Source organism: Kribbella pratensis, assembly GCF_004366075.1.
GTDB lineage: Bacteria > Actinomycetota > Actinomycetes > Propionibacteriales > Kribbellaceae > Kribbella > Kribbella pratensis.
On record NZ_SODU01000003.1, the window covers coordinates 410,430 to 436,838 of the forward strand.

Annotated in this window: 28 protein-coding genes; 10 read left to right on the forward strand and 18 right to left on the reverse strand. The window is 68.6% G+C overall.

Going from position 1 to position 26,409, the window contains the following annotated elements; all coding sequences use genetic code 11:
• Nucleotides 1-16: 16 nt before the first annotated feature.
• Nucleotides 17-799, forward strand: a complete 783-nt coding sequence (locus EV137_RS26005; RefSeq protein ID WP_130384025.1) for a DeoR/GlpR family DNA-binding transcription regulator — start codon at nt 17-19, stop codon at nt 797-799.
• 148 nt (nt 800-947) lie between these two features.
• Nucleotides 948-1,649: an O-methyltransferase gene (locus tag EV137_RS26010; RefSeq protein ID WP_134006867.1), complete on the forward strand. Its 702-nt coding sequence runs from the start codon at nt 948-950 to the stop codon at nt 1,647-1,649.
• A 4-nt stretch (nt 1,650-1,653) separates the two neighbouring features.
• On the opposite strand, the gene EV137_RS26015 is transcribed toward EV137_RS26010, so the two are convergent.
• From EV137_RS26015 to glgC, 8 genes are read right to left on the reverse strand one after another with little or no spacing between them, the layout of a single operon-like run.
• Complete coding sequence (locus EV137_RS26015; protein ID WP_134131147.1) at nt 1,654-2,376, reverse strand: alpha/beta hydrolase family protein; 723 nt, start codon at nt 2,374-2,376, stop codon at nt 1,654-1,656.
• The gene (locus EV137_RS26020) at nt 2,373-3,368 is read right to left on the reverse strand and encodes an amidohydrolase family protein (RefSeq protein WP_134131148.1); all 996 of its coding nucleotides are present in this window, start codon (nt 3,366-3,368) and stop codon (nt 2,373-2,375) included. Before EV137_RS26020 ends, EV137_RS26015 begins: the two co-directional genes overlap by 4 nt.
• Entirely contained in the window at nt 3,365-3,880 is a 516-nt protein-coding gene (locus tag EV137_RS26025) for a 3-hydroxyanthranilate 3,4-dioxygenase (RefSeq protein ID WP_134131149.1), read from the reverse strand. Before EV137_RS26025 ends, EV137_RS26020 begins: the two co-directional genes overlap by 4 nt.
• Before the next feature lie 13 nt (nt 3,881-3,893).
• Nucleotides 3,894-4,301, reverse strand: coding sequence for a RidA family protein (locus tag EV137_RS26030; protein WP_134131150.1), 408 nt, complete (start codon nt 4,299-4,301; stop codon nt 3,894-3,896).
• The gene (locus EV137_RS26035) at nt 4,298-5,800 is read right to left on the reverse strand and encodes a 2-hydroxymuconic semialdehyde dehydrogenase (protein WP_134131151.1); all 1,503 of its coding nucleotides are present in this window, start codon (nt 5,798-5,800) and stop codon (nt 4,298-4,300) included. The genes EV137_RS26030 and EV137_RS26035 overlap by 4 nt, the downstream gene beginning before the upstream one ends.
• Nucleotides 5,797-7,095 carry an FAD-dependent oxidoreductase gene (locus EV137_RS26040; protein ID WP_134131152.1) on the reverse strand — a complete coding sequence of 433 codons (1,299 nt, stop codon included), beginning with the start codon at nt 7,093-7,095 and terminating at the stop codon, nt 5,797-5,799. Before EV137_RS26040 ends, EV137_RS26035 begins: the two co-directional genes overlap by 4 nt.
• A complete protein-coding gene (kynU, locus tag EV137_RS26045; RefSeq protein ID WP_134131153.1) occupies nt 7,092-8,327 on the reverse strand; it encodes a kynureninase in 1,236 nt (411 codons plus the stop codon). The genes EV137_RS26040 and kynU overlap by 4 nt, the downstream gene beginning before the upstream one ends.
• Entirely contained in the window at nt 8,324-9,583 is a 1,260-nt protein-coding gene (glgC, locus tag EV137_RS26050; protein ID WP_134006850.1) for a glucose-1-phosphate adenylyltransferase, read from the reverse strand. Before glgC ends, kynU begins: the two co-directional genes overlap by 4 nt.
• A gap of 64 nt (nt 9,584-9,647) precedes the next feature.
• Between glgC and EV137_RS26055 the strand changes: the two genes are divergently transcribed.
• The 3 genes from EV137_RS26055 (at nt 9,648) to EV137_RS26065 (ending at nt 12,342) form a co-directional block, all read left to right on the forward strand.
• A complete protein-coding gene (locus EV137_RS26055; RefSeq protein ID WP_134006848.1) occupies nt 9,648-10,193 on the forward strand; it encodes a GNAT family N-acetyltransferase in 546 nt (181 codons plus the stop codon).
• 19 nt (nt 10,194-10,212) lie between these two features.
• Entirely contained in the window at nt 10,213-11,370 is a 1,158-nt protein-coding gene (gene glgA, locus EV137_RS26060; RefSeq protein ID WP_134131154.1) for a glycogen synthase, read from the forward strand.
• Between the two features lie 117 nt (nt 11,371-11,487).
• A complete protein-coding gene (locus tag EV137_RS26065) occupies nt 11,488-12,342 on the forward strand; it encodes an oxidoreductase (protein WP_134131155.1) in 855 nt (284 codons plus the stop codon).
• A gap of 53 nt (nt 12,343-12,395) precedes the next feature.
• Here EV137_RS26065 and EV137_RS26070 read toward each other — a convergent pair whose 3' ends face one another.
• Nucleotides 12,396-12,947 (reverse strand): TetR/AcrR family transcriptional regulator, encoded by a 552-nt coding sequence (locus EV137_RS26070; RefSeq protein ID WP_134006842.1) that lies wholly within the window; start codon nt 12,945-12,947, stop codon nt 12,396-12,398.
• A 79-nt stretch (nt 12,948-13,026) separates the two neighbouring features.
• Here EV137_RS26070 and EV137_RS26075 point away from each other — a divergent pair, with 79 nt between their 5' ends.
• Nucleotides 13,027-14,013 carry an alpha/beta hydrolase gene (locus EV137_RS26075; protein WP_134131156.1) on the forward strand — a complete coding sequence of 329 codons (987 nt, stop codon included), beginning with the start codon at nt 13,027-13,029 and terminating at the stop codon, nt 14,011-14,013.
• A 3-nt stretch (nt 14,014-14,016) separates the two neighbouring features.
• Here the strand turns inward: EV137_RS26075 and EV137_RS26080 are convergent, their stop codons facing one another.
• Nucleotides 14,017-15,468, reverse strand: coding sequence for a leucyl aminopeptidase family protein (locus tag EV137_RS26080; RefSeq protein ID WP_238175559.1), 1,452 nt, complete (start codon nt 15,466-15,468; stop codon nt 14,017-14,019).
• Nucleotides 15,469-15,670: 202 nt separating this feature from the next.
• The gene (locus tag EV137_RS26085; protein WP_012923066.1) at nt 15,671-15,838 is read right to left on the reverse strand and encodes a DUF3117 domain-containing protein; all 168 of its coding nucleotides are present in this window, start codon (nt 15,836-15,838) and stop codon (nt 15,671-15,673) included.
• A 176-nt stretch (nt 15,839-16,014) separates the two neighbouring features.
• Between EV137_RS26085 and EV137_RS26090 the strand changes: the two genes are divergently transcribed.
• The 3 genes from EV137_RS26090 to EV137_RS26100 all read left to right on the forward strand — a co-directional run bounded on the left by EV137_RS26090 (nt 16,015) and on the right by EV137_RS26100 (nt 19,864).
• Entirely contained in the window at nt 16,015-16,833 is an 819-nt protein-coding gene (locus tag EV137_RS26090) for a PaaX family transcriptional regulator (RefSeq protein ID WP_134006838.1), read from the forward strand.
• Nucleotides 16,834-16,865: 32 nt separating this feature from the next.
• Nucleotides 16,866-17,672, forward strand: a complete 807-nt coding sequence (locus EV137_RS26095; RefSeq protein WP_134006836.1) for an enoyl-CoA hydratase/isomerase family protein — start codon at nt 16,866-16,868, stop codon at nt 17,670-17,672.
• Nucleotides 17,673-17,746: 74 nt separating this feature from the next.
• Nucleotides 17,747-19,864, forward strand: coding sequence for an alpha/beta hydrolase-fold protein (locus EV137_RS26100; RefSeq protein ID WP_134131158.1), 2,118 nt, complete (start codon nt 17,747-17,749; stop codon nt 19,862-19,864).
• Nucleotides 19,865-20,055: 191 nt separating this feature from the next.
• Here EV137_RS26100 and EV137_RS26105 read toward each other — a convergent pair whose 3' ends face one another.
• The 7 genes from EV137_RS26105 to EV137_RS26135 are packed head-to-tail and all read right to left on the reverse strand — an operon-like array spanning nt 20,056 to nt 25,623.
• Nucleotides 20,056-20,616, reverse strand: a complete 561-nt coding sequence (locus EV137_RS26105; protein ID WP_134131159.1) for a DNA-3-methyladenine glycosylase I — start codon at nt 20,614-20,616, stop codon at nt 20,056-20,058.
• Nucleotides 20,613-21,086, reverse strand: a complete 474-nt coding sequence (locus EV137_RS26110; RefSeq protein ID WP_134006830.1) for an SRPBCC family protein — start codon at nt 21,084-21,086, stop codon at nt 20,613-20,615. Before EV137_RS26110 ends, EV137_RS26105 begins: the two co-directional genes overlap by 4 nt.
• Nucleotides 21,086-22,303, reverse strand: coding sequence for a DivIVA domain-containing protein (locus EV137_RS26115; RefSeq protein ID WP_255517864.1), 1,218 nt, complete (start codon nt 22,301-22,303; stop codon nt 21,086-21,088). Before EV137_RS26115 ends, EV137_RS26110 begins: the two co-directional genes overlap by 1 nt.
• A gap of 55 nt (nt 22,304-22,358) precedes the next feature.
• Nucleotides 22,359-23,216, reverse strand: a complete 858-nt coding sequence (locus EV137_RS26120) for an LOG family protein (RefSeq protein WP_134006826.1) — start codon at nt 23,214-23,216, stop codon at nt 22,359-22,361.
• 37 nt (nt 23,217-23,253) lie between these two features.
• Nucleotides 23,254-24,321, reverse strand: a complete 1,068-nt coding sequence (gene dapE / locus EV137_RS26125; RefSeq protein WP_134131161.1) for a succinyl-diaminopimelate desuccinylase — start codon at nt 24,319-24,321, stop codon at nt 23,254-23,256.
• On the reverse strand, nt 24,318-25,001 hold the full coding sequence (locus EV137_RS26130) for a VOC family protein (protein ID WP_134131162.1): 684 nt from the start codon (nt 24,999-25,001) through the stop codon (nt 24,318-24,320). Before EV137_RS26130 ends, dapE begins: the two co-directional genes overlap by 4 nt.
• Before the next feature lie 10 nt (nt 25,002-25,011).
• On the reverse strand, nt 25,012-25,623 hold the full coding sequence (locus EV137_RS26135; RefSeq protein ID WP_134131163.1) for a CGNR zinc finger domain-containing protein: 612 nt from the start codon (nt 25,621-25,623) through the stop codon (nt 25,012-25,014).
• Nucleotides 25,624-25,676: 53 nt separating this feature from the next.
• Here EV137_RS26135 and EV137_RS26140 point away from each other — a divergent pair, with 53 nt between their 5' ends.
• Nucleotides 25,677-26,342: a maleylpyruvate isomerase family mycothiol-dependent enzyme gene (locus EV137_RS26140; protein WP_134131164.1), complete on the forward strand. Its 666-nt coding sequence runs from the start codon at nt 25,677-25,679 to the stop codon at nt 26,340-26,342.
• Nucleotides 26,343-26,409: the final 67 nt, after the last annotated feature.

The following is a 26,409-nucleotide window of genomic DNA, read 5'->3' on the forward strand; positions in this document are numbered from 1 at the left end:
GAAGGAGGAGCCCCGGGTGAAGCGTTATGAACGCCTCAACACCTTGCTCGAGTCGCTCGCCGAAAAAGGCGCCATCGACGTCGACGAGCTCGCCGAGCAGTTGCACGTGTCCGCAGCCACGATCAGGCGTGATTTGGACCATCTCGGCAAGCAGCAGCTCCTCACCCGGACCCGCGGCGGCGCGGTGGCCAACGCGGTGTCGTACGACCTGCCGCTGCGCTACAAGACTGCGCGTTTCGCGTCCGAGAAGCAGCGGATCGCGCAAGCGGCGGCCACGCTGGTGCGTCGCGGCATGGTGATCGGGATGAACGGCGGGACCACGATCTCCGAGGTGGCGCGGACGCTGGCGACCCGGCCGGAGCTGTCGGCGGAGCACGGCGAGCCGGCGTTCACGCTTGTCACCAACGCACTGAACATCGCCAACGAGCTGATCGTCCGGCCGCACGTGAAGATGGTGCTGACCGGTGGTGTGGCGCGGCCGCAGTCCTACGAGATGATCGGCCCGCTGTCGCACCGGATCCTGTCCGACCTGTCGCTGGACATCGCGTTCATCGGCGTCGACGGGATCGACGAGACCGGCGCGACGGCTCATCACGAGGGCGAGGCGAACATCAACCAGCTGATCGTCAGCCGGGCCGCGAAGGTGGTCGTGGTGGCCGACTCCTCCAAGCTGGGGCAGCGGGCCTTCGCCCGGATCTGCGAGCTGAGCGAGATCGACACGCTCGTCACCGACGCCCAGGCCGACGAGTCGCAACTTGCCGTCTTCAAAGAAGCCGGCATCGACGTCATCCGCGCCTGACCTCATTCCACACCTCCCTCGACAGGTGAGTCACGTCTCCAAGAGACGATCATATCTGATCATCGCAAGGTCGTTATGAGCAAGAGTGCGCAACCTCCGCGCGTGCATCACGGAAAGCGGACCTCCAGCCGCTAGGCTCTGACTCAGCATGGGTACCGCAGCCGCAGACCGTTCCGCCGACTACTCCGCCGACCACTGGGAGGACGCCATCGCCACCGGCATCGACCCGACGTCCTGGGCGTACGCCGAGGACTACACCGGTGAGGACGAGGTCGTCACCGGTGCGCGGGCGAGCGCTGCGGACAGCGGTGTCGCCCCGATCGGCCCCGGCGCGGCCGCCGCGCTAAGCCTGCTCGCCGCGGGCGTGGGCGCGAAGGCGGTCGTCGAGATCGGCACCGGGACCGGCGTCTCCGGGCTGGCGCTGCTCCGCGGCATGCGCGCCGACGGCACGCTCACCACGGTCGACATCGACGCGGAGAACCAGCGGCTCGCGCGCAAGACGTTCCTGGACGCGGGCGTCGCGTCGAACCGGTTCCGCCTGATCGCCGGCGCCGGGCTGGACGTGGTCACCCGGCTCACCGACGGTCACTACGACCTGGTCTTCTGCGACGCGGACCGCCGCGAGAACACGGCGTACCTGCACGAGGCGCTGCGCCTGCTCCGCCCCGGCGGCATCGTCGCCTTCGCCGGCATCCTCACCGGCGGCCGAGTAGCCGACCCCGCCCGCCGAGACCCCGACACCATGGCCCTCCGAGACCTGATCCGCGCCGTCCGAGACGACGACAACCTGGTCTCAGCCCTCCTTCCCACCTCCGACGGCCTCCTCACCGCCGCCAAACGCCTGAAGTAGCCCGCTAGCTCGTGAGGCGGGTTAGTTCGGTGGTTACCTCGTGCCAAGGGTCGGACTGGGGGTCTATCAGTTCGTAGTGGCCGCAGTGGTTGACGCGGTGGAAGTGGGCGGTGGGGTGAGCGCTGAAGTAGGACTCGGTGATGGTGATGGGGACGACGGTGTCGTTGACGCCGTGGATGAGGGTCACCGGGGCTATGGATGCCGGGAGGTGGACCGGGTCCAGGTCGTTGCGGACGCCGCCGCCGATGAAGGCCTGTACGGCGCCCTTGTCGAGACCCTCGCGGTCCGCCATCAAGAGGTCGGCTACAGGCGCCAGAGCGACCACAGCGCGCAGGCGGACCGGGTTGAGCGTGGACGCGGCCCACAGCGCCAGTTGACCGCCGGCGGAGTGCCCCATCAACAGATAGCCCGCGTGGACGTCCACCAGGTCAGGTAGCGCGTCCAGCGCCGTACGGATGTCAGTAGTAGTGACATCGGGGTTGCCGGGCTCCCGGCGGTACTCCAGCGACAGGACCGGCCAGCCGAGGTCGGACAGCGCTGCGCCGAGGGAGCGGGCGTGCACCCGGTCGTACTGCGGTCGCCAGAACCCACCGTGTACGAAGACGATCAGCGGCCGGTACTCCTTGGCGCGCCAGTAGTCGATCACCTGGTCCGCATGCTCGCCGTACCGCAGTTCCTCGTCCGGCTCAGGCGCCGTACGCGACAGTACCGATCGGTCCTCGCTCATTCCGACCTCCCGAGATAGCGCAGGGCGTTCGACGTGAGCAGTTTGTGTTGCTGCTCCGCGGTCAGGAAGCCGGCCTTCCGCACCACCTCCCCGACCGGCCGCTCACCCAGTGGATAGGGATAGTCACTGCCGACCAGAACGCGGTCTTCCCCCAAGGTATCGACAAGTAGCCGCAAAGGCGCTGATTCGAACACGACCGTGTCGACCAGGATCCGGTCCAGGTACGCCGACGGTGGGTGCTCGGAGCAACCACGGACGATGTCCCCGCGCCGATGCCACGCGTTCTCCAGCCGCCCGAGCCAGAACGCGAAACTCCCGCCTCCGTGGGCGAAACAGATCCTCAAGGCAGGCGGCAACCGGTCGAACGCCCCGCCCAGGATCATCGCCAGCAACGACAGATGCGTCTCGGCCGGCATCCCGGCCAGCCAGCGCGCCATCCACCGATCCAGCCGCGGCCCGCCCGGCATGTCCCACGGATGCACCAGCACCGGCGTACCGGTCTCCGCGCAGTGGTTGAGGAAAGCAACGATCCCGGCGTCGTCGAGGTCCTTGTCGCCCACGTGGTTGCCGATCTCGACGCCGGCATGTCCGGCCGCCCGGCAACGGTCCAGTTCGGCACAGGCCAGGTCCGGATCCTGCAACGGCACCTGGCAGAACGGCACGAACCGGTCGTCACCGGCCAGCGTCTCCAAGGTGAGGTCGTTGAAGATCTCCGCCAGCTTGACGGCCTGCGCGGCCGGGCGTTCGTACCCGAAGAACACCGGGGTCGGCGACACCACCTGGAGGTCGATGCCGTCGGCATCCATATCGGCACGCCGTACGGCGGGATCCCAGGCCTGCGGCCCGACCGGGCGGAACTCCGACGAGCCGATCATGATCATGGCGGCCCGTTCGGAGTCGATCCGCAACCACGGCCAGCCGTCGCCGCCGCACGCCACCGAGAGATCCGGCCACCCGTGCGGGACCAGATGAGTGTGGACGTCTACGGTCATTTACCCGGGTGCAGCGTGCCGCACTCCGGGCAGGTGCGTGCGTCCTCGCTCTCGTAGAAGGCTTTGAAGACCGGAGGGAGGTCCGCGACGATGTCGGTCACCTGGAGCTCGACCTCGTGAACGATCGCGTTGCAGTTGGCGCAGTACCAGCGGAACTTCTCCAGTACGCCGGGTTCCCGGACTCGCTCGATCACCAGGCCGATCGAGTTCGGGCCGCGCTGCGGGGAGTGCGGCATGTTCCGGGGCAGCACCCACATCTCACCGGCGTTGACCGCAACCGTGGCCGGGCCGTCGTCGGTCATGACGTTGACCTTGAGCTCACCGGAGATCTGGTAGAAGAACTCCTCGTACGGGTCGACGTGGAAGTCGGTGCGCTGGTTCGGGCCGCCGACCACCATCGTGATGAAGTCGTCCCCGGTCGGGAACATCTGCTTGTTGCCGACCGGCGGCTTCAGCAGGTGCTTGTTCTCCTCGATCCATTGCGGAAAGTTCGTCGACTCCAAGTTCGCCATACCTACTCCTCCCTCAATGTTGCGGGATCGCCGCAACAGCCTGGATCTCGATCAGCAGCTGGGGATGCGGCAGCTGATGTACTGCGACGGTCGTGCGCGCCGGACCCGACTCGTCGAAGAATTCGCCGTACACCTCGTTGTACCCCCCGAAGTCGTTCATCGACACCAGGTACGTCGTCACGCTGACGAGGTCCTCCAACCCGGCCCCCACCGCCCCGAGCACGTCCCGGATGTTCTCCAGCACCGCCCGCGTCTGCACCCGGATGTCCAGCTCGACAGTGCCCATCGCATCCACCGAGGCGCCCGCGATCGAGTTGTCCGGCCGCCGGCTCGACGTCCCCGAAACGAACGCGAACCCACCAGAAACCTTCACATGCGGAAACCGCCCCCGCGGCGTCGCCTTCCCGGGCACAACCGTCATGTGAGCTCCACGCAGACGTTCGTGGTTTCGGTGTAGAAGTCCACTGAATGGCGTCCCCCCTCGCGACCGACGCCCGACAACTTCACCCCGCCGAAGGGCGTGCGGAGATCGCGGAGGAACCAGGTGTTGATCCAGCACAACCCCACATCAAGCGCTGCACCGGCCCGATGCGCCCGGCCGACGTCGCGGGTCCAGACGGTGGCCGCCAGCCCGTAGTCGGAGGAGTTGGCGAGGGCGTAGGCCTCTTCCTCGGTGTCGAAGGGGGCGATGTGGCAGATCGGACCGAAGATCTCCTCGCGGTTCGTCCGAGCGTCCGCGGGCAGGCCGGTGACAACGGTTGGTTGTATGTAGCAACCGCCGTCGCGGGCGTCACCGAACGTCGGTACACCGCCGCCGGCCAGTACGTCGGCGCCTTCCACTCGGGCGAGGTCGTAGTACGACAGGACCTTGTCGCGGTGCTGTTTCGAGATGAGCGGCATGTTCATCGTGGCCTCGTCGGCCGGCCAGCCGTAGGTGAGTTCGCCGGCTCGCGCTGCCAGGCGTTCGGTGAACTGCTCGAAGATCGGGCGTTCGACGTACAGACGTTCCGTGCACAAGCAGACCTGCCCGCCGTTCGTGAAGACCGACCGGACCGACCCCTCCACCGCGGCGTCGAGATCGCAGTCGGCGAAGATCAGCCCCGCGTTCTTTCCGCCGAGCTCGAAGGACACCGCCTTGACCCGGTCCGCGGCCACCTTCGCGATCGCCGTACCGGTCGCGGACTCGCCGGTGAACGTGATCGCGTCCACGCCCGGATGCCGAGTGAGGTACTCCCCCGCCGACGACGGCCCGAACCCGTGCACCAGGTTGAAGACGCCATCAGGTACGCCGGCCTCGGCCATCACCTCGGCGAGGACGGTCGCCGACGACGGCGTCTCCTCGGACGGCTTCACCACCACCGCGTTGCCGCAGGCAAGCGCCGGCGCGACCTTCCACGTGAGCAGCAGCAGTGGAAGATTCCACGGTACGACGATCGCCACCACACCGACCGGTCTCCGGACGGCGTAGTTCAACGCCCGCCGCCCGTCCGGGAGCACGGTCGTGTACGACTCGGTCGGCACCGTCGTCGCGAAATCCGCGAACGCACGGAAGTTGGCCGCACCGCGCGGAATGTCCAGCGTGCGCGCCTGGCTGATCGACTTCCCAGTGTCACCGACCTCCGCCGCCACCAGATCCTCGAACCGCCGCTCCAGCCCGTCGGCGACCCGCCGCAGTACGACGGCCCGCTCCTGTTCGCTCATCCGCCCCCACGGACCACTCAGCGCCCGCCGAGCCGCGGCAACCGCCGCGTCCACAGTCGACTCGTCCGCCTCACAGACATCGAAGATCTGCTGTCCCGTCACCGGCGAGATCTTTGCGAACCGCGAAGCACTCTCCACAAACGTTCCGCCGACGAAATGCCGCAGCAACCCCACGGAGCTGGGCTGCCCGGTCAACAGCGAAGGCGACCACAGGCTCACCGTCGTCGCCTCCGAACAAGTCCGAGCAGGACCCCGGCCGACGCAACCGCCGCAGCGCCGAGCAGCTGGTGCTGGCGGTGCACTCGGCGCTGAACTTCGGCGTACGGCGTGGTTGAGAACGACACGAGCTCGTAGCGGGAGACGTAGGTGCCGGGGAGTAGTCGTTCCAGGGCATGCTCGACGCGTTTCTGGAGGCGGAAGACCGGAGAGGCGACCTTGTCGCGCATCTCGACGAAGTTCGCGAGGGCCATCTCCGCGATCGCCTCGGTGTTCTCGCGCCGTCGGGTCTCGAACAGCGGCAGTGCGCGCGCCCACGAGCCGCCCGTGTCGTCCAGGCAGCGATCCAGCTCGACGACGTCCTCGAAGGCACAGTTCGCGCCTTGCCCGTAGAACGGCACGATCGCGTGCGCCGCGTCGCCGAGCAACGCCGTACGTCCATGGGCCTGCCACGGCAGCGTGTGCACCGTCCCGAGGACGCCGACCGGGTTGTTGAGATAGTCGTCGACCAGATCCGGTGCCAACGGCAACAGATCCGGATAGTTCACACGGAAGTGCTCCTCGATGGCAGTCGTCGACGTGAGCGCGTCGAACGACCCGGCCGGCCAGAACAGCGTGCAGGTGAACGAGCGGTCGGGGTTCGGCAGCGCGATCATCATCGACGTACCACGCGGCCAGATGTGCAGCGCGCCGGGATCCAGCGCGAACTCACCGGACGCCGCCGGGATCGACAACTCCTTGTACCCGTAGTCGAGGAAGTCCACGTCCTCCGCGACGATGCCCTCGGCAAGCAATTGCTCGCGCACCGCGGATCCGGCGCCGTCGGCGCCCAGCACCACGTCCGCCGCGACCGAAACCTTCCCGGACGGCGTCGCGAACACCATCTGACCGGCAGCCGAGTCCAGCTCCACCAACCGGTGCTCGAACTCCACCGACACGCCAGGAGCAGCCGACGCCGCCGACAGCAATGCGTTGTTCAGCGCGCCCCGGCTGATCGAGTTGATCGCCCGGTCCCCGGACGCCGAGTACGCCTGGAAGTCCAGCGGCCCCGACACCGGATGGATCATCCGGCCCTTCATCGGCAACGCGTCCGCCATCACCTCGTCGACCAGGCCGATCCGCCGCAAGGCGTCCAGGCCGCGCTCGGAGATCGCCAGGTTGATCGACCGGCCGCGTTCCTCCTGCGAGACCCGAGGATCCGGGCGCCGCTCGTACAGCGTCACGGTCAGGCCGCGGCGCGCGAGGAAGCACGCGAGCAGCGAACCGGTCAGCCCTGCGCCGACGATCGCGACCTTCATGGCATCACCTCGGCCAACGCCGTTCCGGCCCGCCAGCAGTCGTGGTACGTCGAGTACAACGGCACCGGCGCGAACCGCAGTACGTCGGGCTCCCGCGAGTCCGCGATCACGCCGTACTCGAACCGAAGCCGCCGCGACAGCTCACCGGCTCCACGCACCCGCACAGACAACTGGGCGCCGCGTCGCGCCGGATCGGCCGGAGTGATGATCTCCGCCGTACCGGTCAGCAGTTTCTCCAGGTATGCCGTCAACCGCACACTCCGCTCCCGTAGTACCTCGATGCCGACCTTGTCGAAGATCTCCAGCGACGTCCGCACCGGGCTCATCGAGAAGATCGGCGGGTTCGACACCTGCCACGCGTCCGCGGTCGCCGGCGGCCGGGACTCCGGTGTCATCTCGAACCGCGTCTTCGCGTCGGTGCTCCACCAGCCCTCGAACCGCGGCAGGTCCGCGCCGAGATGCCGCTCGTGCACGAAGGCACCGGCGATCGCGCCCGGCCCGGAGTTCAGGTACTTGTACGAGCACCACGCGGCGAAGTCCACGTCCCAGTCGTGCAACGCGAGCGGCACGTTCCCGGCCGCGTGCGCGAGGTCCCACCCGACGATCGACCCGGCCGCATGACCGGCCTTCGTGATCGTGGGAATGTCCATCAGCTCACCGGTCAGGTAGTTCACGCCGCCCAGCAGTACGAGCGCCACGTCGCCACCGAGCTGCTCGACGACATCCGCCGTACGCAGACTGTGCTCCCCCGGTCGCGGACGTAGCCGGATCACCGCGTCCTCCGCGTCGTACCCGTGGAACGCGACCTGCGACCGTACGGCGTAACTGTCCGAGGGGAACGCCGAGTCCTCGATGACGATCCGGTGCCGGGACCGTGTCGGACGGTAGAACGACACCATCAACAGGTGCAGGTTGACGGTGAGCGTGTTCATCACGACCGTCTCGCTCGGCAACGCTCCGACGAGCCGCGCCGCCGGACCGGTCAGCAGCTCGTGGTACGGCAACCAGGGCCGGGCAGCGTCCAGATGTCCTTCGACCCCGAGCGCTGCCCACGAGTCCAGGTCCTCGAGCAGCTCGGACCGGGTCGCCTTCGGGCGCAGGCCGAGCGAGTTCCCGGCGAAGTACGCGACCTCCGGGTAGTCGCCTCCCTGAGCGGGCGGTACGTCGAACAGCTCCCGGTGCCCTAGGTCCGCGGCATCGAGTTCCAGTGCCCCCGTCTCGGAAGGGGTCACGCCTCGGCAACCTCGTCGGCGGCGGCCTTCGGCGCCTCGATCACCTGCCCCTTGCCGAGCACCGTCACGCCGCCCTTGGACACCGTGAACCCGCGCTCCCGGTCGTAGTCCTGGTCGACGCCGATCTCGGTACCGTCCGGGATCACGATGTTCTTGTCCAGGATCACGTTCTTCAGCACGACGTCCTTGCCGATCTTGCAGTTGTCCATGATCACGGAGTACCGGATGTCCGCGCCGGCGCTGACAATCACGTTCGACCCGAGCACCGAGTGGTCGACATGTGCGCCGGACACGATCGAGCCCTGGCAGACGATCGACTCGCCGACCGTCGCGTCGTCGGTGAACTTCGCCCCGGGCAGTTGCGGGTGCGAGGTGAAGATCGGCCAGTCGTTGTTGTAGAGGTTGAACACCGGCTGGATCGACACCAGGTCCATGTGCGCCTCGTGGTACGAGTCCAGCGACCCGACGTCCCGCCAGTACGAGCGGTCCCGGTCGAGGGCGCCCGGTACGTCGTTGTCCTTGAAGTCGTAGACGCCCGCCTTGCCCTCGGCAACGAGCATCGGGACGATGTCGCCGCCCATGTCGTGCCGCGAGGCCGGGTCGGCGGCGTCCTTGCGCAGCGCCTCGACCAGCACGTCCCGGCTGAACACGTAGTTGCCCATCGACGCGAACGTCTCGTCCGGCGAGTCCGGCAGTCCCGGCGGGTCGGCCGGCTTCTCCAGGAACTCCTCGATCGTGTGCCCGTTCGCGGCGGTCTTGATCACGCCGAACTCGCTCGCCTCGACCCGCGGTACCCGGATACCGGCCACCGTCACGCCGTTGCCCCGCTCGATGTGCGCGGCGACCATCTGCGACGCGTCCATCCGGTACACGTGGTCGGCGCCGAAGACCACGATGATGTCGGGCTGGAAGTCGTCGATCAGGTTCATCGACTGGTAGATCGCGTCCGCGCTGCCCTGGTACCACTGCGGGCCGAGCCGCTGCTGGGCGGGCACACAACTGACGAAGTTGCCGAGCAGGGTGGACATCCGCCAGGTCACCGTCACGTGCCGGTCCAGTGAGTGCGACTTGTACTGCGTCAGCACGAACAGGTTCCGGATGCCGGCGTTGACGAGGTTGGACAGCACGAAGTCGATCAGGCGATAACTGCCGCCGAACGGCACGGCCGGTTTGGCCCGGTCCGCCGTCAGCGGCATCAACCGCTTCCCCTCGCCACCGGCCAGCACGATTCCGAGAACTCTGGGCGCCTTTGCCATGTCCGCACCTTAGCTCCGACGACCCGCGGACATAAGCGTTTGCGCGCGTCGCAACACTGGAAGGATGCCGATCCTCGTCGTACCGACCACTGCCGTTCACCGATCGTTTCTCGCGGCCTGGGACGAGCTCGGTCCGGATCATGAGCGGTGGATGGGTGCGCGGTCGATCGCCGGCGCCGAGGAGGAGTGGACCCGCGCGCAGGCCGCGGATCCCGCCGAGTTCGCCCGCCTGGTCGACGCGATCAGGGCGGAGGCCGAGCCGGAGACCGAACTGGCGGCCGGTCTCGTGCACCAGACCGTGCTGTGGTTCGTGGACGGCGTCGAGTTCCTCGGCCGGCTCTCGATCCGCCACGACCTGACGCCGGCGCTCACCGAGGTCGGCGGGCACATCGGGTACTGCGTCCGCCCGTCGGCCCGGCGGCGCGGGTACGCGACCCAGATGCTCACCCAGTCGCTCCCGATCGCCGGCGCACTCGGCATCGAGCCCGCACTCGTCACCTGCGACGTGGACAACACCGCGTCGCGCAAGGCGATCGAGGCAGCTGGTGGCGAACTGGAAGACGAACGACACGGAAAGCTGCGCTTCTGGGTGCCGACACACGTGTCCTGATGACCTAGGGTCGGAGCTTATGAAGGTCGCCATCCTGACGCGTGAGTTTCCTCCGGACGTGTACGGCGGGGCGGGGGTGCACGTGGACTTCCTGGTCCGCGAACTGCGCCGGCTGATCGACGTCGACGTACAGTGCATGGGCGAGCCCCGGAAAGGCGCGACCGCGCATTCCGAGGACGACCCGCGGATCCCGAACGCGAACGCGGCGCTGCGCATCCTCTCCACCGACCTGACCATGACCGCAGCCGTCGGGGCGGCGGACCTGGTGCACTCGCACACCTGGTACGCGAACATGGCGGGGCATTGGGCCAAGCTGCTGTACGACGTACCGCATGTGGTGACCGCGCACTCGCTGGAGCCGCGCCGGCCGTGGAAGGCCGAGCAACTGGGCGGTGGGTACCGGCTGTCGAGCTGGGCCGAGCGGACGGCGTACGAGGCGGCCGATGCGGTCGTCGCGGTGAGCCGCGGGATGCGGACCGACGTCCTCGACTGCTACCCGTCGATCGACCCGGCCAAGGTGCACGTGATCTCGAACGGGATCGACGCGGACTTCTACCGGCCGGATCCGTCGACGCACGTGCTCGAGCGGCTCGGCGTCGACCTGAACCGTCCGTACGTGACGTTCGTCGGCCGGATCACCCGGCAGAAGGGCGTGCCGCACCTGCTCCGGGCGGGGCTGCGTCTGGACCCGTCCGTGCAGCTCGTGCTGCTGGCCGGTGCCGCCGACACGGTCGAGCTGAAGGCCGAGACCGACGTGCTGATCAACGACCTGAAACTGGCCCGCGACGGTGTGTTCGTGGTCTCCGAGATGCTGCCGCGGGAAGACGTCCGGCAGGTGCTGACGCACGCGCTGGCGTTCTGCTGCCCGTCGATCTACGAGCCGCTCGGCATCGTCAACCTGGAGGCGATGGCCTGTGAGACCGCGGTCGTCGCGAGTGCGGTCGGCGGTATCCCCGAGGTCGTCGACGACGGCGTGACCGGCACCCTGGTCCCGTACGACGAGAACGATCCGGACGCCTTCGAGCGCGGTCTCGCGGACGGAATCAACGCGCTGGTCGACGATCCTTCGCGAGCTGACGCGATGGGTAAAGCTGGGCGGCGCCGCGCGGTCTCCGAGTTCGGCTGGGACGCCGTCGCCCAACGCACCGTCGAGCTGTACAACAGCCTGCTCGGGTAGCCAGACCGGAAATCGCCTCCCACGGTAGACCGGGTACGCCGCCGCAGCCTGGGTCCTGTCACTCCCAGGAACAGCGAGGCACTCCCTGTTCCGCGCGCGCCGACGAACAGTGGAGACATGACGAACTCAACCATCACCCTCGCCGAGGACCTGACCATCACCCGGATGGGGTACGGCGCGATGCAACTCGCCGGCCCCGGCGTCTTCGGACCGCCCAAGGACCGCGACCAGGCGATCGCCGTACTGCGGGAAGCCGTCGCACTCGGCGTCACCCACATCGACACCAGCGACTTCTACGGACCGACCGTCGTCAACGAAATCATCAAGGAGGCGCTGCACCCGTACCCGGAGGACCTGGTCCTGGTCACCAAGGTCGGCGCCCGGCGCGGCGACGACGCCTCGTGGATCCCGGACCTCTCACCGGACGCGCTGCGAGCCCAGGTCCACGACAACCTCGATCACCTCGGCCTCGACGTACTCGACGTGGTCAACCTCCGCAGCATGGCGCACGAAGGCCACAGCGAGGAGTCGATCGCGGAGTCGTTCACCACGCTGGCCGAGCTCCAGCAGCAGGGCCTGATCAAGCACCTCGGCCTGAGCAGCGTGACGATCCCGCAGATCCGCGAGGCGCAGGCGATCGCGCCGATCGTGACCATCCAGAACCTGTACAACCTGGTGAACCGCGATGACGACGACGTGGTGGAGTACGCCGCGGAGCACAACATCGCGTTCGCGTCGTTCTTCCCGCTCGGCGGATTCACTCCGCTGCAGTCCGAGACGCTGGCGAAGGTCGCCGCCCGTCTGGACGCCACCCCACAGCAGGTCGCCCTCGCCTGGCTCCTCCAGCGCTCCGCAACCAGCGTCGTCATCCCCGGCACGTCGTCCCTGGCCCACCTCCGCGAGAACGTCGCCGCGCGAGACCTCGTCCTCCCCGCCGACGCCATCACCGAACTCGACACGATCGGCGCCTGATCCCCGCTCTCCGGAACTTTTCTGCCGCCTGGCGCAATAAATGTTCCGGAGAGCTAGCGGAGTTCTCGCTGGAGCATCTGGATGAGGGCGTCGACGTCGGACTCGACCATCGGTTCGCCCGTCATACCCATCCGGTGCAGCAGGGTGCCGATGACGACGTCGATGAAGAACAGTACCCGCTGCTCGGACAGACCGAGCACCTCGGTGAGCACCTGGCGGTACGGGTCCTGGAGCTGCGTGGAAAGGATCTCGCGCAGGCCGGGATCGCCGATCGCGTCGGTGAACACCCCGGCGAACGCCGCCGCGACCCCAGGCTCCGCGATCCGCCGCGCGCCGAATCGGACCGCGGCGGCCAGGTCCTCCTCGCGATCACGGCCTGCCAACGGGAGGGGGCCGAAGGCATCCACCAGGCAGGCGGTGACAAGCGCACCCTTGGACGGCCAGCGCCGGTAGATCGTCGTCTTCGCGATCCCGGCCGCCGCGGCGATCCGGTCGACCGTGGCCCGCGTGTATCCGAGCTCGTGCACCGTCCGCAGCGTCGCCGCGAACACCTCCGCGTCGACGCTGGAACGGGGCCGGCCGGGCGGCCGCGACGGGGAAGCCATCGGCACAGCATAGCGAGTTATGCTACCGTCGGTATCGATACTAGTCGTAGCGAAACCCGCAACGTCAGGACGATGCCCGATGCTCAAGACCGCCACCACCACCCCCGCCACCCCGCACCGGCCTCCGCTCGGCATCCGGTTGGTGTACTCCCTGCGCAAGGAGCCCGACTACCAGACGATGTCGCCTGCGGACCTCGTGAAGTTCGGCGAGACCCAGAGCCGCATCGTCAACTCCCGCCTCGCCCGCCTCATCACCGGCCGTCCGCACGCAGGCGTCACGATCGACTGGCAACAGGTCCCGCTCGCGGACCGTACGCTCCGCGTCCGGGTCCACCGGCCGAAGCACGCAGGAGCGCGCAACCTTCCGCTGGTACTTCACGTGCACGGCGGCGGCTACACCGGGACAGCTGTGCAGTGCGACTGGATCAACAGCCACATCGCCGCACGGGCATCGGCTGTGGTCGTGTCCGTCGAGCACCGGCTGATGAACCACGAGACCCCGCTCGCGGCGATCGTCGACGACGGTTGGGACGTCCTACGGTATGTCTTCCAGCACGCCAACGAATGGGGGATCGACCCGTCCCGGGTGGCCCTCGCCGGCGAGAGCGCGGGCTCGATGGTGGCAGCTCTGTCCGCACTACGAGCCCGCGACACGGGCCTGTCGCTACGGGCCCAGGTGCTCATCAACCCGTGCGTCGACGTGACCTCAACCGCGCTCGACTACGAGTCCGCGACCCAGTACGCCGACACGCCGACACTCACCCGCGCCGGAATCGAGTTCTTCCGGCAACTCGCCGTACCGGAAGGAACCGACGCGCGAGCACTCTCACCGCGGTACGCCGACTTGGCCGGGCTGCCTCCCGCGCTGGTGGTGATCCCGGTCCTCGACCCGGTCGCAGACCACGGCCGGTTGTACGCCGATCAACTCCGAGCCGCAGGCACCGCCGTCCAGGTGAGCGAGTACCCCAAGGCCGGCCACGCCTTCATCAGCCTCCCCGGCCTAGTACCCCAAGCCAGGCCGGCCCGCGACCGAATCATCAACTTCCTCTGCACGCAGTTCCGTTAGTTGCTACAAGATTCCGGACGTCGGGGTGTCGGAGGCGAGCCAGGTGCTGAGTAGGCGGGCGCCGGCGCCGGTTGCGCCGGCGGAGTACTCGAAGCGGTCGGCCGGGGACTCCGCGATGGACGACAGGTCGAGGTGCGCCCAGGGAACGTCGCCGGTGAACGCCTTCAGGAACAGGGCTGCGGTGATCGAGCCCGGGCCCTTCGAGCTGTTCACCGAGTCGGCGATCGGCGTCGAGATCAGGTCCTCGTACTCGGCCGGCAGCGGCATCCGCCAGAGTTCCTCGCCGGACACCCGGCCGGCGTCCACGAGGTTGTCCGCCAGTGCGTCGTCGGTCGCGAACATCCCGCCGTACAGCATCGCGCCGAGCGACACCTTGATCGCGCCGGTCAGCGTGGCGATGTCGACGAGTACGTCGGGCTTCAGCTCCTGCACGGCGTACGCGAGCCCGTCGGCGAGCACCAGGCGGCCCTCGGCGTCGGTGTTCTTCACCTCGGTGGTGCGGCCGCCGAAGTGCCGGATCACGTCGTCCGGGCGGTACGCCGTACCGGACGGCATGTTCTCCGCGGCGCACACCAGGCCGGTCACGCGGACGTTGGCGCCGAGGTCACGCAGCGCCGACATCGTGGCGATCACCGAGCCGCCGCCGGTCATGTCGCGCTTCATCGACACCATGCCGTCGCGCGGCTTCAGCGACAGGCCGCCGGTGTCGTAGGTGATGCCCTTGCCGACAAGCACGACGTACGGCGTCTTCTTCGTCGCGCCCTTCGGCACGTAGTCGAGCCGGATCAGCCGCGGCGGGCGGGTCGAGCCCTGGCCGACCGCGAGGATGCCGCCGAACCCGTCCGCGGCGAGCTTCTGCTCGTCCCAGACCGTCACCTCGAGACCGGTCGCGGCGGCCACCTCGGTCGCCCGCGCCGCCAGCCAGGACGGGTCCTTCTCGTTCGACGGGACAATCGCGAGCTGTCGCGCCAGCCAGCCGGTGCGCCCGATCACGACACCGCGGTCGATCACCGGCTGCCGGGTGTCCGCCGTTCCATCGGTCAGCGTGACGGTGCCGACGGCAGGCTTGCCCGCGTCGACCGTCTTCTGCGTGTACGAGAACGAGCCGAGCACGACGCCCTCGGCGAACGCCTGCAGCGCCGCGTCATCGATGCCCTCGGCAACGACAGTGGTGAGCTCGTCCTTGCCGCACCCGAATCGCGCGATCGCCGCACCGGCGTGTCGCAGCTCCTTGGCGCTCCCCGCACCGGCCCCGACCAGCAGGACCTCGGTCACCTCACCGGTCAGCAGCGGGTACGCCGCGGTCGCACCGGCGGACGGGGTGAACCCGGTCGCGCGCTGCACCTCGAGCAGCCGGTCGAGGTCGACGCCGAGCCGCCCGCCGGCCTCCTTCGCGGCGGCCGGCAAACCGTCCTCCTCGCCGACGACGACAACCCACGTCGACGATCCGTGCACCGGCAGACCCGGCTGCCACGCGACAACCGGAAGACTGGGAAAAGGAGACGCACTGCTGCGGCGAGCCACTGGGTCGAACCTCACTGTTTGATCAGATAGAAGCTGCACAACCGTAACGACCCCGGCCGGTGCCGCAAAGAGGCACCCACCGGGGTCGGAATGATGTAGGCAGGGGGCGAGCTGACACCCCCGGAGGATGTGATCAGCCGACGACGGCCTTCAGTGCGTTGCCGAGCTCGGTCGCTTCGTCGGCGTTGAGCTCGACGACGAGCCGACCGCCGCCCTCGAGCGGAACCCGCATCACGATCCCGCGGCCCTCCTTGGTGACCTCGAGCGGACCATCGCCCGTCCGCGGCTTCATCGCCGCCATGCGCGCACCCCTTCCCAGTGTCGGTGTTGAGCGACGACACCGCGCGGGGGACCGTCGCCGGCGCCGTTGCGGTGATGCGCCGTCGGCGCGTATCGCAGTGTGTATCGGTGTGTGTCAGCCCCCATTATTCCCGATCACAGGCCAGAGCCGTGCACCATACGGCAGACTCGAGTCTTGTGCACGCCCGTTCAGCCCTCTTCGACCTGTACGGCGACCACCTGCGCGCGCGAGGTGCGCAGGCTCCGGTCGCGGCTCTCGTCCGGCTGCTCGCACCGCTCGGGGTCCACCCGCCAGCGGTGCGGACCGCCGTGTCCCGCATGGTCCGGCAGGGCTGGCTGGAGCCTGCCCGGATCGACGGCCAGCCCGGATACGCGTTGACGTCCCGGGCGCGTCGCCGGCTCGACGACGCCGCCGCCCGGATCTACCGGACCGCGCCGGACGGCACCCCGGTGGCGACCGGTTCCGAAGGGCCGGGCGACTGGGACCGGCACTGGCACCTGGGCATTCTCCGCGAGGTCCCGAACGCCCGTCGCCGCGAGCAGTTGGCGAGCCAACTTTCCTTTCTGGGTTGGGCTCCGCTGTCCGACGGCGCCTGGGTCGGACTGCGCAACGACGCCGAGGTGGACCAGATCCTCGGCGTGGAGGGCATCGCCGCGGACCGGTTCCGGGCCCCGATCGACGCCGGCGCGGTCGAGTTCGCCCGGCGGGTCTGGAAACTCGACGAGCTCGGCGCGTCGTACGACGCCTGGCTGATCGAGGCGAAGGCCCTCGTGGACGCCGCCGGCACGGAGACGAGCGACGAGCAGGCGTTCGCCGTACGGTCGGAACTGGTGCACGAGTGGCGCAAGTTCCTGTTCCGGGATCCGGGGCTTCCGGACGAGCTGCTGCCCGCCGACTGGTCGGGCACGAAGGCGGCCGCGTTCTTCGATTTCCATGCGGAACGATTGGGCCCCGCGGCCGGGCGTTTCGTCGACGACTGCCTGACACAGCACTGAAAATCTCACTGACAGTCAAGGAGCTGACCACGATGAGTGATCCCGCCCACCATGCAGTCACGTACGCCGTAGGTGCGGAGGGTGTCGCGACCATCACGCTCAATCGGCCGGACGCGATGAACGCGCTCGACACGCCGACCAAGGTGCTGCTCCGTGACACGGTCCGGGCCGCTGCCGACGATCCGGACGTGCGGGTCGTCGTACTGACCGGGACCGGCCGGGCGTTCTGCGTCGGGCAGGACCTGAAGGAGCACATCGGGTTGCTGCAGGCAAACGATCAGGCTGCGCTGTGGAGCACGGTGCCGGACCACTTCGCGCCGATCGCGCTCGCGCTCGCGGAGATGCCGAAGCCGGTGATCGCGGCGGTGAACGGTGTGGCGGCCGGGGCCGGCGCGTCGATGGCGTTCGCGTGCGACTTCCGGATCGTGGCCGACACCGCGGGCTTCAACCTCGCCTTCACCGGCATCGCGCTGTCCTGCGACACCGGAATCTCGTGGACCCTCCCCCGCTTGATCGGCCACGCGAAGGCACTCGAACTGCTCTACTTCCCCCGCACCGTGCCCGCCGCCGAATCCCTCGACCTCGGCCTGGCCACCTCGGTCGTCCCCGCCGCGGACCTGCAGACCGCGGCCGCTGAGCTGGCCGCCAAACTCGCAGCCGGCCCCACCGTCGCGTACGGCGCCGTCCGCCAGTCCCTCGGTTACTCGGCAAGCCACACCCTGGCCGAAGCCCTGGTCTTCGAGGCCGGCAAGATGCAACTCACCGGCTCCACCGAGGACCACCACAACGCAGTCGCCTCCTTCGTAGCCAAACAAAAACCCACCTTCACCGGCCGCTAACCGCCCCGCGCCCCTGGATGCACCCGCTCCGCCAGCTCTTGTAATCGTTTACGTAAGCGATTACAACCTGACGTGTGAGGAAACTGCTGCTGCCTGTCCTGACCGCTGCCACGCTCGTCGGGAGTCTCGTCGTCCCCGGATCCACTGCCGCGCCGACCGCCGAGCCGGGTGTCATCAAGCCGGCCGCCGTGCGGTCCGCGACGCTCGGTGAGGACATCAACTACAACGTCTACCTGCCCGCCGGGTACGACACATCGGACCGGCGCTACCCGGTCATCTACCTGCTGCACGGGCGCGGCGACTCGATGAGCGCGTGGACGCAGGTCAAGAGCCGCCTGGACGAGCTGATCGGCGGCGGCGAGATCCCGCCGACGATCGCGATCATGCCGGACGCGCCGTGGAGCAGCCGCGCCAGCTGGTACGTCGACTCGGCGTACCAAGGCACCGATCCGGGACGACCGGTCGAGACCGCGTTCTTCAAGGATCTCGTGCCGCAGATCGACGCGACGTACCGCACGATCGCGGACCGCACCGGCCGGGCGATCGCCGGCTACTCGATGGGCGGCGCCGGCGCGCTCCGCTACTCGCTGGCGCACCCGGAGATCTTCGGCGCGGCGATCGCCCTCAGCCCGGCCGTGTACTTCCCGTTGCCGCCGAGTGATTCGAGCACCCGCGATTTCGGTGCCTTCGGCAAGGGCAAGGACCCGTTCGTCGAGTCGACGTACCTGAAGCTGAACTGGCCGGTCGCGCTGAAGTCGTTCGCGGCGACCGGGCTGCAGTCGCATCTGTTCCTCGCGGTCGGCGACGACGAGTACAAGAACCCGAAGCCGATCGACGCCACACACGACCTCGACTTCGAGACGCACGTGGTGTTCAACCAGGCGGCGCGGGTGCCGACCCTCACCTCGGAGTTCCGGGTCGTCGACGGCGGGCACGACTGGGACGTCTGGGGGCCGACGTTCGCCGAGGGCGCGAAGTACATCTTCCAGTACCTCGGGAAGCCGCCCGCCACACCGATGCAGGCCGCGATCACCGGTACGGCGGGCGAGGACCGTGCCGGCGGGATCGCAACAGATGCCTCAGGCAACGTTTACCAGGCGGTCGCCGCGGCGGGCGCGCTGGACGGGCAGCCGTACGCCGGGGGCACGGATGTCGCGCTGATCAAGTACCGCGCCGACGGGTCACGCGAGTGGACACGATCGCTGGGGACCGCCGGGACGGAACGCGCGTACGGCGTTGCTGTGGACGCGGACGGGCGGGTCGTGGTGACCGGTTACACGAACGGGGATCTGGACGGCGCGCATGCGGGGAACGCCACGGACGATGCGTTCGCGGCGCAGTACGACGCCGACGGGAATCGCCGCTGGCTCACGCAGTTCGGCGTACCGGGGGTGGCGGATCGGAGCTACTCGCCGGCGGTCGACGGGACCGCGGTGTACGTCGGCGGCTATACGAAGGGCGCTCTGGGCGGAGCGAATCAGGGCGACAAGGACGTGTTCGTTGCGCGGCTCGATGCCAACGGGAAGCAGGTGTGGTTGCGGCAGACCGGCAGCGCGGGCGAGGACAAGGGCATGTCCGTCGCGATCTCCGGCGGCGCGGTCTATCTGGCCGGGATGACGGCCGGCGAACTCGGTACGTCGGCCGGCGGCATCGACGGTTTCCTCGCGCGCTACTCGGCCGACGGCGATTCGGTGTGGACGAAACAGTTGGGCACCGCTGCGTCCGACGAGGTGTGGGGCGTCGCGGCGGATCCGGCGGGCGGTGTCTATCTGACCGGCTACACGGCAGGCGATTTCGCGGGCACGTTGATCGGTGACAAGGACATCCTGGTCGCTCGTGCCGACGCGGACGGCGTACTGACGTGGCGGGACCAGTTCGGCACGACCGGCAACGACAAGGGCGCCGCGGTCGCGGTTGATGCGGGCGGTGCGCTGTACGTCGGCGGCTTCACGGACGGATCGTTGGCGACCCCACTGGGCAAGTTCGACGGCGTACTGACGAAGTACTCGCCCGACCACGCGCGCAGCTGGACGCGACAGTTCGGTACGGCGGACGACGACGCGGCAGATGCTTACGCCGAAGCGAATCTGTACCTCACCACCACCTCCGCCGGCACCCAACTTTCCGGTCTGACCGGAACCGATGTGTTCCGGACAACCTTCACCACGGACGGTGTGAACCAGCATCCGTAGAACGTTTGGTGGGCTCCACGACCGCGTTCCGGCCGGGCGAGTCACGGCCGGACAACCACCTGACAGTCGGGGAGCCCGCTGAACACCTCATCACGTTCAGTGCCCGAAGCACAACTCGTTCAGCCGTTTGTCTTTTGTTTCCGCCAAAGTTCCTTTTGCATCTGCAAAAGGCTTCTGCACGTGCACGCGGATTACCGGGCTATACAGGTCTTCAAGTGGTCGTTCACGATGCCCGTGGCCTGCATCAACGCGTACGCCGTGGTGGGTCCGACGAAGACGAAACCCTTCTTCTTCAAGGCCTTCGACATCGCCACGGACTCCGGCGTCGTGGCCGGTACGTCGGCCGGCGTCTTCGGGGCCGTGTGCTTCGCGGGCCGGAAAGACCAGAGCAGCTCGGTGAACTCGCCTTCGGCCAGGTCGAGCAGCGCGCGGGAGTTGGAGATCGTCGCGTTGATCTTCAACCGGTTACGGACGATGCCCGGATCGGCCATCAGGCGCTCGAAGTCGGCGTCGTCGTACTTCGCGATCGTCTCCGGATCGAAGTGCGCGAACGCGGCGCGGAAGTTCTCCCGTTTGCGCAGGATCGTGATCCACGACAGGCCCGACTGGAACCCCTCGAGGGTCAGGCGCTCGAACAGCGCGACATCGTTGCGGATCTCCTTGCCCCACTCGGTGTCGTGATATTCGACGTACTCCGGTGCGGACGTCGCCCATCCGCACCGCGGCTGCCCGTCCGGTCCGACGACCGTCATGCGTCGGCCTCCTTGACGAGCCGCTTGAGTGAGATCCGCATCATCGCTTCGAACGCCGGGCGCACCACCGGCCAGGCGAACGCACCCAGTCGACCGAGCGGCGGTACGACGTCCTCGGACCAGGTGAACGTGCTGCCGGGGACCGACGTCCCGCGGTCACTGAGCACTGTCGGCTCGATGGCGAACGTCCCGGTGCCGCGGACGAGCTTGCCGAGATGCTTCACCGTGCACTCGCGCGGTGGATCCCAGTGTGTGATGACCATGTCGTCAGTGAACCCGACGCCACCGACAGAAGTCCGCGCCGCGACTCCCCCGCCGACGCCGACGCCGCCGTTCTCGGTCCCCCAGACGCGGGTGAACAGCATCCAGCGGGACTGGCGCTCCCAGTCCATCGCCACGTCCCAGGCGACCTCAGGCGCCAGCCGCAACTCGACCGACGCCTCCGCGTGACAGCTCCTCGTCGCGTCCATCAGCTGGGGCGCTGGTACGCCCCTTCACCCTGCTGATCCGCAGGCGGCCAGAACCGCCACCCCTCCTGGTTCCCGTCGTCCCCGGCAGCCCCATTACCTTCCGCCTGCGGCGTCTCGGGCCGAGCCTGCTCCTGGGTCTGCGGCTGAGCCTGCTCCGGCCTCTGCGGCTGAGTCTGCTCCGGCCTCTGCGGCTGGGTCTGCTCCTGGGCCTCCTGCGGCGGCTGCTGTGTCCAGTGCGTGGCAGGCGGCTCGACGGGAGCTTCTGCGGGAGCTGCGTCCTGCTTGGGCTCCTGAGCGGGAGGTTGCTGAGCGGGGGTTTGCTGATGCGGGGCGGGCTTGCGGCGCGGGGTCACGGGCTGGGACTGAGCTTCGAGTACGGCGCGGGCCTCGGCCTGCAGGCGCTCGTACTCCTCGGCTGCTGCCTGGACCGCCCGCGGCAGCTCAGTCGTCTCATGCTCGTCGTCCTCCTCCTCGCCACCCGACGAGGAAGCACCCGAATCCACGGGCACGACAGACGACGCACTGTCCGCAGCCTCCGATGCCTCGGCCGCCGCGAGCGACTCCGCAGCACCATCAGACCGCAAAAACTCAGCTCCCCCGGCAGACCCGACCACCCCGGCAGATCCCGCCGACCCGACGACCCCTGCGGACTCAGCGGCGTGCGCGGATCCGGCGGCTCCCGCAGCTCCCCCAGCTCCTGCGGCTCCTGCAACTCCCGCAGCTCCTGCGACTCCCGCGGCTCCGGCGGACTCCGGCGGATCGCTGGGCCCGGCGGTGTCCTCTGCGCCGGTCGGGTCGGTGGGCTCGTCTGCCGACTTGGGCCGGGTGACGGGGTCGGGCCCGCCGACCAGGATCGGTGGCTGTGTGCCGGTGTCCTCGAACTCGGCCGGGTCGTACGGACGGGAGCTGAACCCGTGCCCGTCCGGCGCCTCGACGATCGGCGCGACAGCACGCTCCAGGTCGGCGATCCGGCGGTCGCGCTCGGCGACCTCCTTCGCGACCCGTTCGAGCAGCGTGTCGACCTCGTCCATCCGGTAGCCGCGCACCCCGACCGCGAACCGCGCCGACTCGATATCGGTCGACGTGAGCGCCTGCCGCGCCGGCACGGTCATGTCGGGCCGGTCGTCGTACGCCGTACTCATGGCACCCCAACGACCCGAGGCCACTACCGCGACAGCCCCGATCAACAGCACCACGATCAGCCCGAAGAACCACATCACGGGACCGATCGTGCCATGCCGGACGAGTCAACCGCGAAAACCCCCGGAGATTTCAGCTCCCGTCGGAGCCGAGGCGGTGGGTTCGGGAGGCCGGGGTGTTCGTCGAGTCGACCTCTCGGGCGGCCTCGGCAGCGGCTTCCTCGGCGGCCTCGTCGGCGAGTTCGCCGGACTTGACGATGTAGCTGATCGCCTCGTCGACGTCGTCCGTGACGACGAACATCTCCAGGTCGGCGGCCGAGATCTTCCCGTCCTCGAGCATCGTCGTACGCAGCCAGTCGACCAGCCCGCCCCAGTACGACGTACCGAACAGCACGACCGGGAACGACGTGACCTTCCGGGTCTGCGCCAGCGTGAGCGCCTCGAACATCTCGTCCAGCGTCCCGAACCCGCCCGGCATCACCACGAATCCCTGGGCGTACTTCACGAACATCGTCTTCCGGGTGAAGAAGTACCGGAAGTTCATCCCGATGTCGACCCACTCGTTCAGGCCGTTCTCGAAGGGCAGCTCGATACCGAGCCCGACCGACACCCCGCCGGCCTCGGACGCCCCCTTGTTCGCGGCCTCCATCACGCCCGGCCCGCCGCCGGTGATCACGGCGTACCCGGCCTCGACCAGCTTCCGCCCGAACTCCTCCGCGGCGGCGTACATCGGGTCGTCCACCTTGGTCCGCGCCGACCCGAACACACTGATCGCCGCGCCCAGCTCTGCCAGCATGCCGAAGCCCTCGATGAACTCCGACTGGATCCGCAGCACCCGCCACGGGTCGGTGTGCACCCAGTCCGACGGCCCGCGGCTGTCCAGCAGCCGCTGCTCGGACGTGGACTGCTGCACCTGGTTGCGCCGCATCGTGACCGGCCCGCGCTGCTGCTGGCCGACCGGACGGTCGGGGTGGATCGATGGTTCTGACATACCTCCAGGTTATTGCCTGAGCGGTAATCGGGCCGGGCTACGCGCGGTCTGTCAACCAACTCCTCAGCCGCTGTTCACACAGCTCGATCTCGCCCTCGGGTACGAACTCGTCCTGCTTGTGCGCGTACAGCGGGTCCCCCGGCCCGTAGTTCACCGCCGGTACGCCGAGCAGTGTGAACCGCGCGACGTCCGTCCACCCGAACTTTGGCTGCGGCTCCCCGCCCACCACCTGCAGGAACGCCGCCGCGGCCGGTCGCTCGAGCCCGGGGAGCCCACCCGGAGCAGAGTCCGTCACAGTCACGTCGTACCCCTCGAAGACCTCACGCAGGTGCGCCTCAGCCTCCTCCTCGGACCGGTTCGGCGCGAAGCGGTAGTTGATGGTCACAGTGCACAGATCCGGTACGACGTTGCCCGCGACACCGCCCGTGATCGCGACCGCGTTCAGCCCCTCGCGGTACTCGAGCCCGTCGATCGGCACCCGGCGTGGCTCGTACGCCGCCAGTCGCGCGAGCACCCCGCCCGCGGCGTGGATCGCGTTGCTGCCCATCCAGGAGCGGGCCGAGTGCGCCCGCTCGCCGCGGGTGGTGACCTCGATCCGCATCGTGCCCTGGCAGCCGGCCTCGACGACCGCGTTCGACGGCTCCATCACGACCGCGAACACGCCCTCGAGCAGCTCCGGGTTGGAGCGGGTCAGCTTGAACAGACCGTTCCGCTCGGCCTCGATCTCCTCGCAGTCGTAGAACACGTACGTCACGTCCCGGTTCGGTTCGGCGAGAGTCGCGGCGAGCCGCAGTCCGACCGCGACGCCGCCCTTCATGTCGCACGCGCCGAGCCCGTGGATCAGGCCGTCGGCGCGGCGGGCCGGGAGGTTGTCGTTGAGCGGCACGGTGTCGAGGTGACCGGCGAGGACGACCCGCTCGGCGCGGCCCAGATCAGTGCGGGCGACGACGGTGTTGCCGTGCCGGAAGACCTTGAGATGCGGGTACGCCGAGAGCGCCGCCTCGACCATGTCCGCGAGCTTCTCCTCCGTCCCACTGACCGAGGAGATGTTCACCAACGCCTCGGTCAGATCCGGCCCGGATACGGTCAGGTCGAGCTTGGTCATGGGGCCTCCGGTGGCAGAAAGACGCAGAATTCGTTGCCTTCGGGGTCGGCGCAGACGTGCCAGCCGATCTCGTCGTCCTTGGGCCGCAGCAGTGTCGCACCCGCGTCGAGGATCGGCTGCAGGGCCGGTGCGGTCACGTCCCAATGCACGCGGTTCTTGACCGTCTTCGGCTCCGGGACGGGGTTGAAGACCCAGTACCTGAACGGCAGACCGGGCACGTTCTCGAGCCAGTAGTACGGCCGGCCGGGACGGCTCGAGAACTCGCCGCCGACCACGCCCGCCCACCACCGGGCCTGCGCCTCCGGGTCGGCCGAGTCGACGACCAGTTCCATCAATCGGTATGCCGGAATCGTCTCGCGCACGAACCCGCAGAACTCACCGCCCTCGGGGTCCGCCATGACTGTCCACTGCTGCGCCTCGGTCTCCGGCGACAGGACGGTCGCGCCGGAGCGCTCGAGGTCCGCGATGTCACCGGTGATCACGTCGAGGTGCACGCGGTTCTTCACCGTCTTCGGCTCCGGGACCTTGCACATCCAGATGGTCTTCTCCGGGACGTCGCCGACCAGCACGTTCGGGGTGTCGGCCGGCGCGGTCAGCCCGATCGTCCGCCCCCAGAAGGCAGCCATCTCGCTCGGGCTCGCCACGTCCACACACAGGTCCTTGAACCGCGCGACGCTCATACCGCACAGATTATCCGGAGGTCCGTTTCCGGTAGTGGCGGTTCACCCGCTCGCGATTCCCGCAGGCCGGCGAGCACCACGTCTGCCGCGGGTCGTCCTGCAGGAAGTACTTCACGCACCGCGCCGCCGGGCAGGCGCGCAGCCGCGCGCGGTCCGGGCTCACCAGGAAGTCGATCGCCGACCGCCCGACCGCACCGACCAGCACCGCGACCGGATCCTCGCTCCGGTACATCCAGCGCACGCTCGGCTCCTCCGTCCACTCGAGGTGCGTCGTACCCAGCCGATCCGCCGCCCGATTCACCATCCGCAGCGCATCCTCAACGCTCATCAACCGCGAAGCATCCGCCTTACTGGGTTCCCCCGGCGCAACCGCCCGAGCAAACAACGCCCGCACCGCCCCCCGAATCCGCACCAGCTCCTCCCGCAGGTTGGGGAGGGTTTCTGTCCGATTCGGGTGCACAAACCTCCCCAAGCCGGACTCGGCCCCCAACACCTGCGCGACCAACTGCTCGTGATCGGTGAGCCAGGCGACTGCCTCCTCCGGGGTGGAGAGCAGGTCCGCGATGCCGCCGTGTCCGTCGTGCTTGACGGTGGCAGCCAAAGCGAAGGCGAGCGTGGTCATGGAATGATACTAATGGGACATTCGATTGATGGCGTGTGAATGAAGGAGCTCCTGTGCCCCTGAACGAAGTACGTGCGATCGCCGACCAGCTGCTCGCCGTGACGGCAGACCTCGACGACGCCACCGCACGCGCCGGCTCCGCCTTGCCCGGGTGGTCGCGCGGGCATGTGATCACCCACATCGCGAACTTCTCCGAGGCGATGACGCGTCAGGTCGACGAAGCGCTGCAGGGTCGGCTCGTCGAGGTGTACGACGGTGGGCGCCCGGCACGCGATGCCGCGATCGAGGCCGGCGCCGACCGCCCCGCCGCCGAACTCCGGTCCCACCTGGCGCAGGCCGTCACCACGTTGCTCGCCTCCTGGGACAAGGTGGGCCCCACCGACTGGCCGCTCCCGATCCTGCACCGCAACAGCAACCTCTCCGCCGGCCTGCAGGCGACGTGGCGCGAACTCACCATCCACACCACAGACCTCGACCTCGGCATCACCGCCAGCACCTGGTCCGACGACTTCTGCCTCCACCTACTCGACTTCCTCCGAGCCCGCACCCCCGACAACACCCACCTCATCCTCAAGTCCCCCACCCTCACCTGGGACAACGGCACCGGCACAGACATCACCCTCGAAGGAACCTTCACCGACCTCACCGCCTGGTACGCCGGCCGCCCAACCCCAGGCCCAATCAACGGCCCAACACCACCCCTCCTCCCCTGGCCGTAGAACGGCACCTGCAGCACTCAGGTGGGGGTTGGCTTTCCGGAAAGAAATTGCCTGTGGGTGGCGATTT

Excerpts from the sequence above, each read along its gene's own strand:
- EV137_RS26010 (WP_134006867.1), top strand. The coding sequence starts at position 948 with ATGGGTACCGCAGCCGCAGACCGTTCCGCCGACTACTCCGCCGACCAC.
- EV137_RS26015 (WP_134131147.1), bottom strand. The coding sequence starts at position 2,376 with ATGAGCGAGGACCGATCGGTACTGTCGCGTACGGCGCCTGAGCCGGAC.
- EV137_RS26020 (WP_134131148.1), bottom strand. The coding sequence starts at position 3,368 with ATGACCGTAGACGTCCACACTCATCTGGTCCCGCACGGGTGGCCGGAT.
- EV137_RS26025 (WP_134131149.1), bottom strand. The coding sequence starts at position 3,880 with ATGGCGAACTTGGAGTCGACGAACTTTCCGCAATGGATCGAGGAGAAC.
- EV137_RS26030 (WP_134131150.1), bottom strand. The coding sequence starts at position 4,301 with ATGACGGTTGTGCCCGGGAAGGCGACGCCGCGGGGGCGGTTTCCGCAT.
- EV137_RS26040 (WP_134131152.1), bottom strand. The coding sequence starts at position 7,095 with ATGAAGGTCGCGATCGTCGGCGCAGGGCTGACCGGTTCGCTGCTCGCG.
- glgC (WP_134006850.1), bottom strand. The coding sequence starts at position 9,583 with ATGGCAAAGGCGCCCAGAGTTCTCGGAATCGTGCTGGCCGGTGGCGAG.
- EV137_RS26055 (WP_134006848.1), top strand. The coding sequence starts at position 9,648 with ATGCCGATCCTCGTCGTACCGACCACTGCCGTTCACCGATCGTTTCTC.
- glgA (WP_134131154.1), top strand. The coding sequence starts at position 10,213 with ATGAAGGTCGCCATCCTGACGCGTGAGTTTCCTCCGGACGTGTACGGC.
- EV137_RS26065 (WP_134131155.1), top strand. The coding sequence starts at position 11,488 with ATGACGAACTCAACCATCACCCTCGCCGAGGACCTGACCATCACCCGG.
- EV137_RS26070 (WP_134006842.1), bottom strand. The coding sequence starts at position 12,947 with ATGGCTTCCCCGTCGCGGCCGCCCGGCCGGCCCCGTTCCAGCGTCGAC.
- EV137_RS26075 (WP_134131156.1), top strand. The coding sequence starts at position 13,027 with ATGCTCAAGACCGCCACCACCACCCCCGCCACCCCGCACCGGCCTCCG.
- EV137_RS26085 (WP_012923066.1), bottom strand. The coding sequence starts at position 15,838 with ATGGCGGCGATGAAGCCGCGGACGGGCGATGGTCCGCTCGAGGTCACC.
- EV137_RS26095 (WP_134006836.1), top strand. The coding sequence starts at position 16,866 with ATGAGTGATCCCGCCCACCATGCAGTCACGTACGCCGTAGGTGCGGAG.
- EV137_RS26105 (WP_134131159.1), bottom strand. The coding sequence starts at position 20,616 with ATGACGGTCGTCGGACCGGACGGGCAGCCGCGGTGCGGATGGGCGACG.
- EV137_RS26110 (WP_134006830.1), bottom strand. The coding sequence starts at position 21,086 with ATGGACGCGACGAGGAGCTGTCACGCGGAGGCGTCGGTCGAGTTGCGG.
- EV137_RS26115 (WP_255517864.1), bottom strand. The coding sequence starts at position 22,303 with ATGTGGTTCTTCGGGCTGATCGTGGTGCTGTTGATCGGGGCTGTCGCG.
- EV137_RS26120 (WP_134006826.1), bottom strand. The coding sequence starts at position 23,216 with ATGTCAGAACCATCGATCCACCCCGACCGTCCGGTCGGCCAGCAGCAG.
- dapE (WP_134131161.1), bottom strand. The coding sequence starts at position 24,321 with ATGACCAAGCTCGACCTGACCGTATCCGGGCCGGATCTGACCGAGGCG.
- EV137_RS26130 (WP_134131162.1), bottom strand. The coding sequence starts at position 25,001 with ATGAGCGTCGCGCGGTTCAAGGACCTGTGTGTGGACGTGGCGAGCCCG.
- EV137_RS26135 (WP_134131163.1), bottom strand. The coding sequence starts at position 25,623 with ATGACCACGCTCGCCTTCGCTTTGGCTGCCACCGTCAAGCACGACGGA.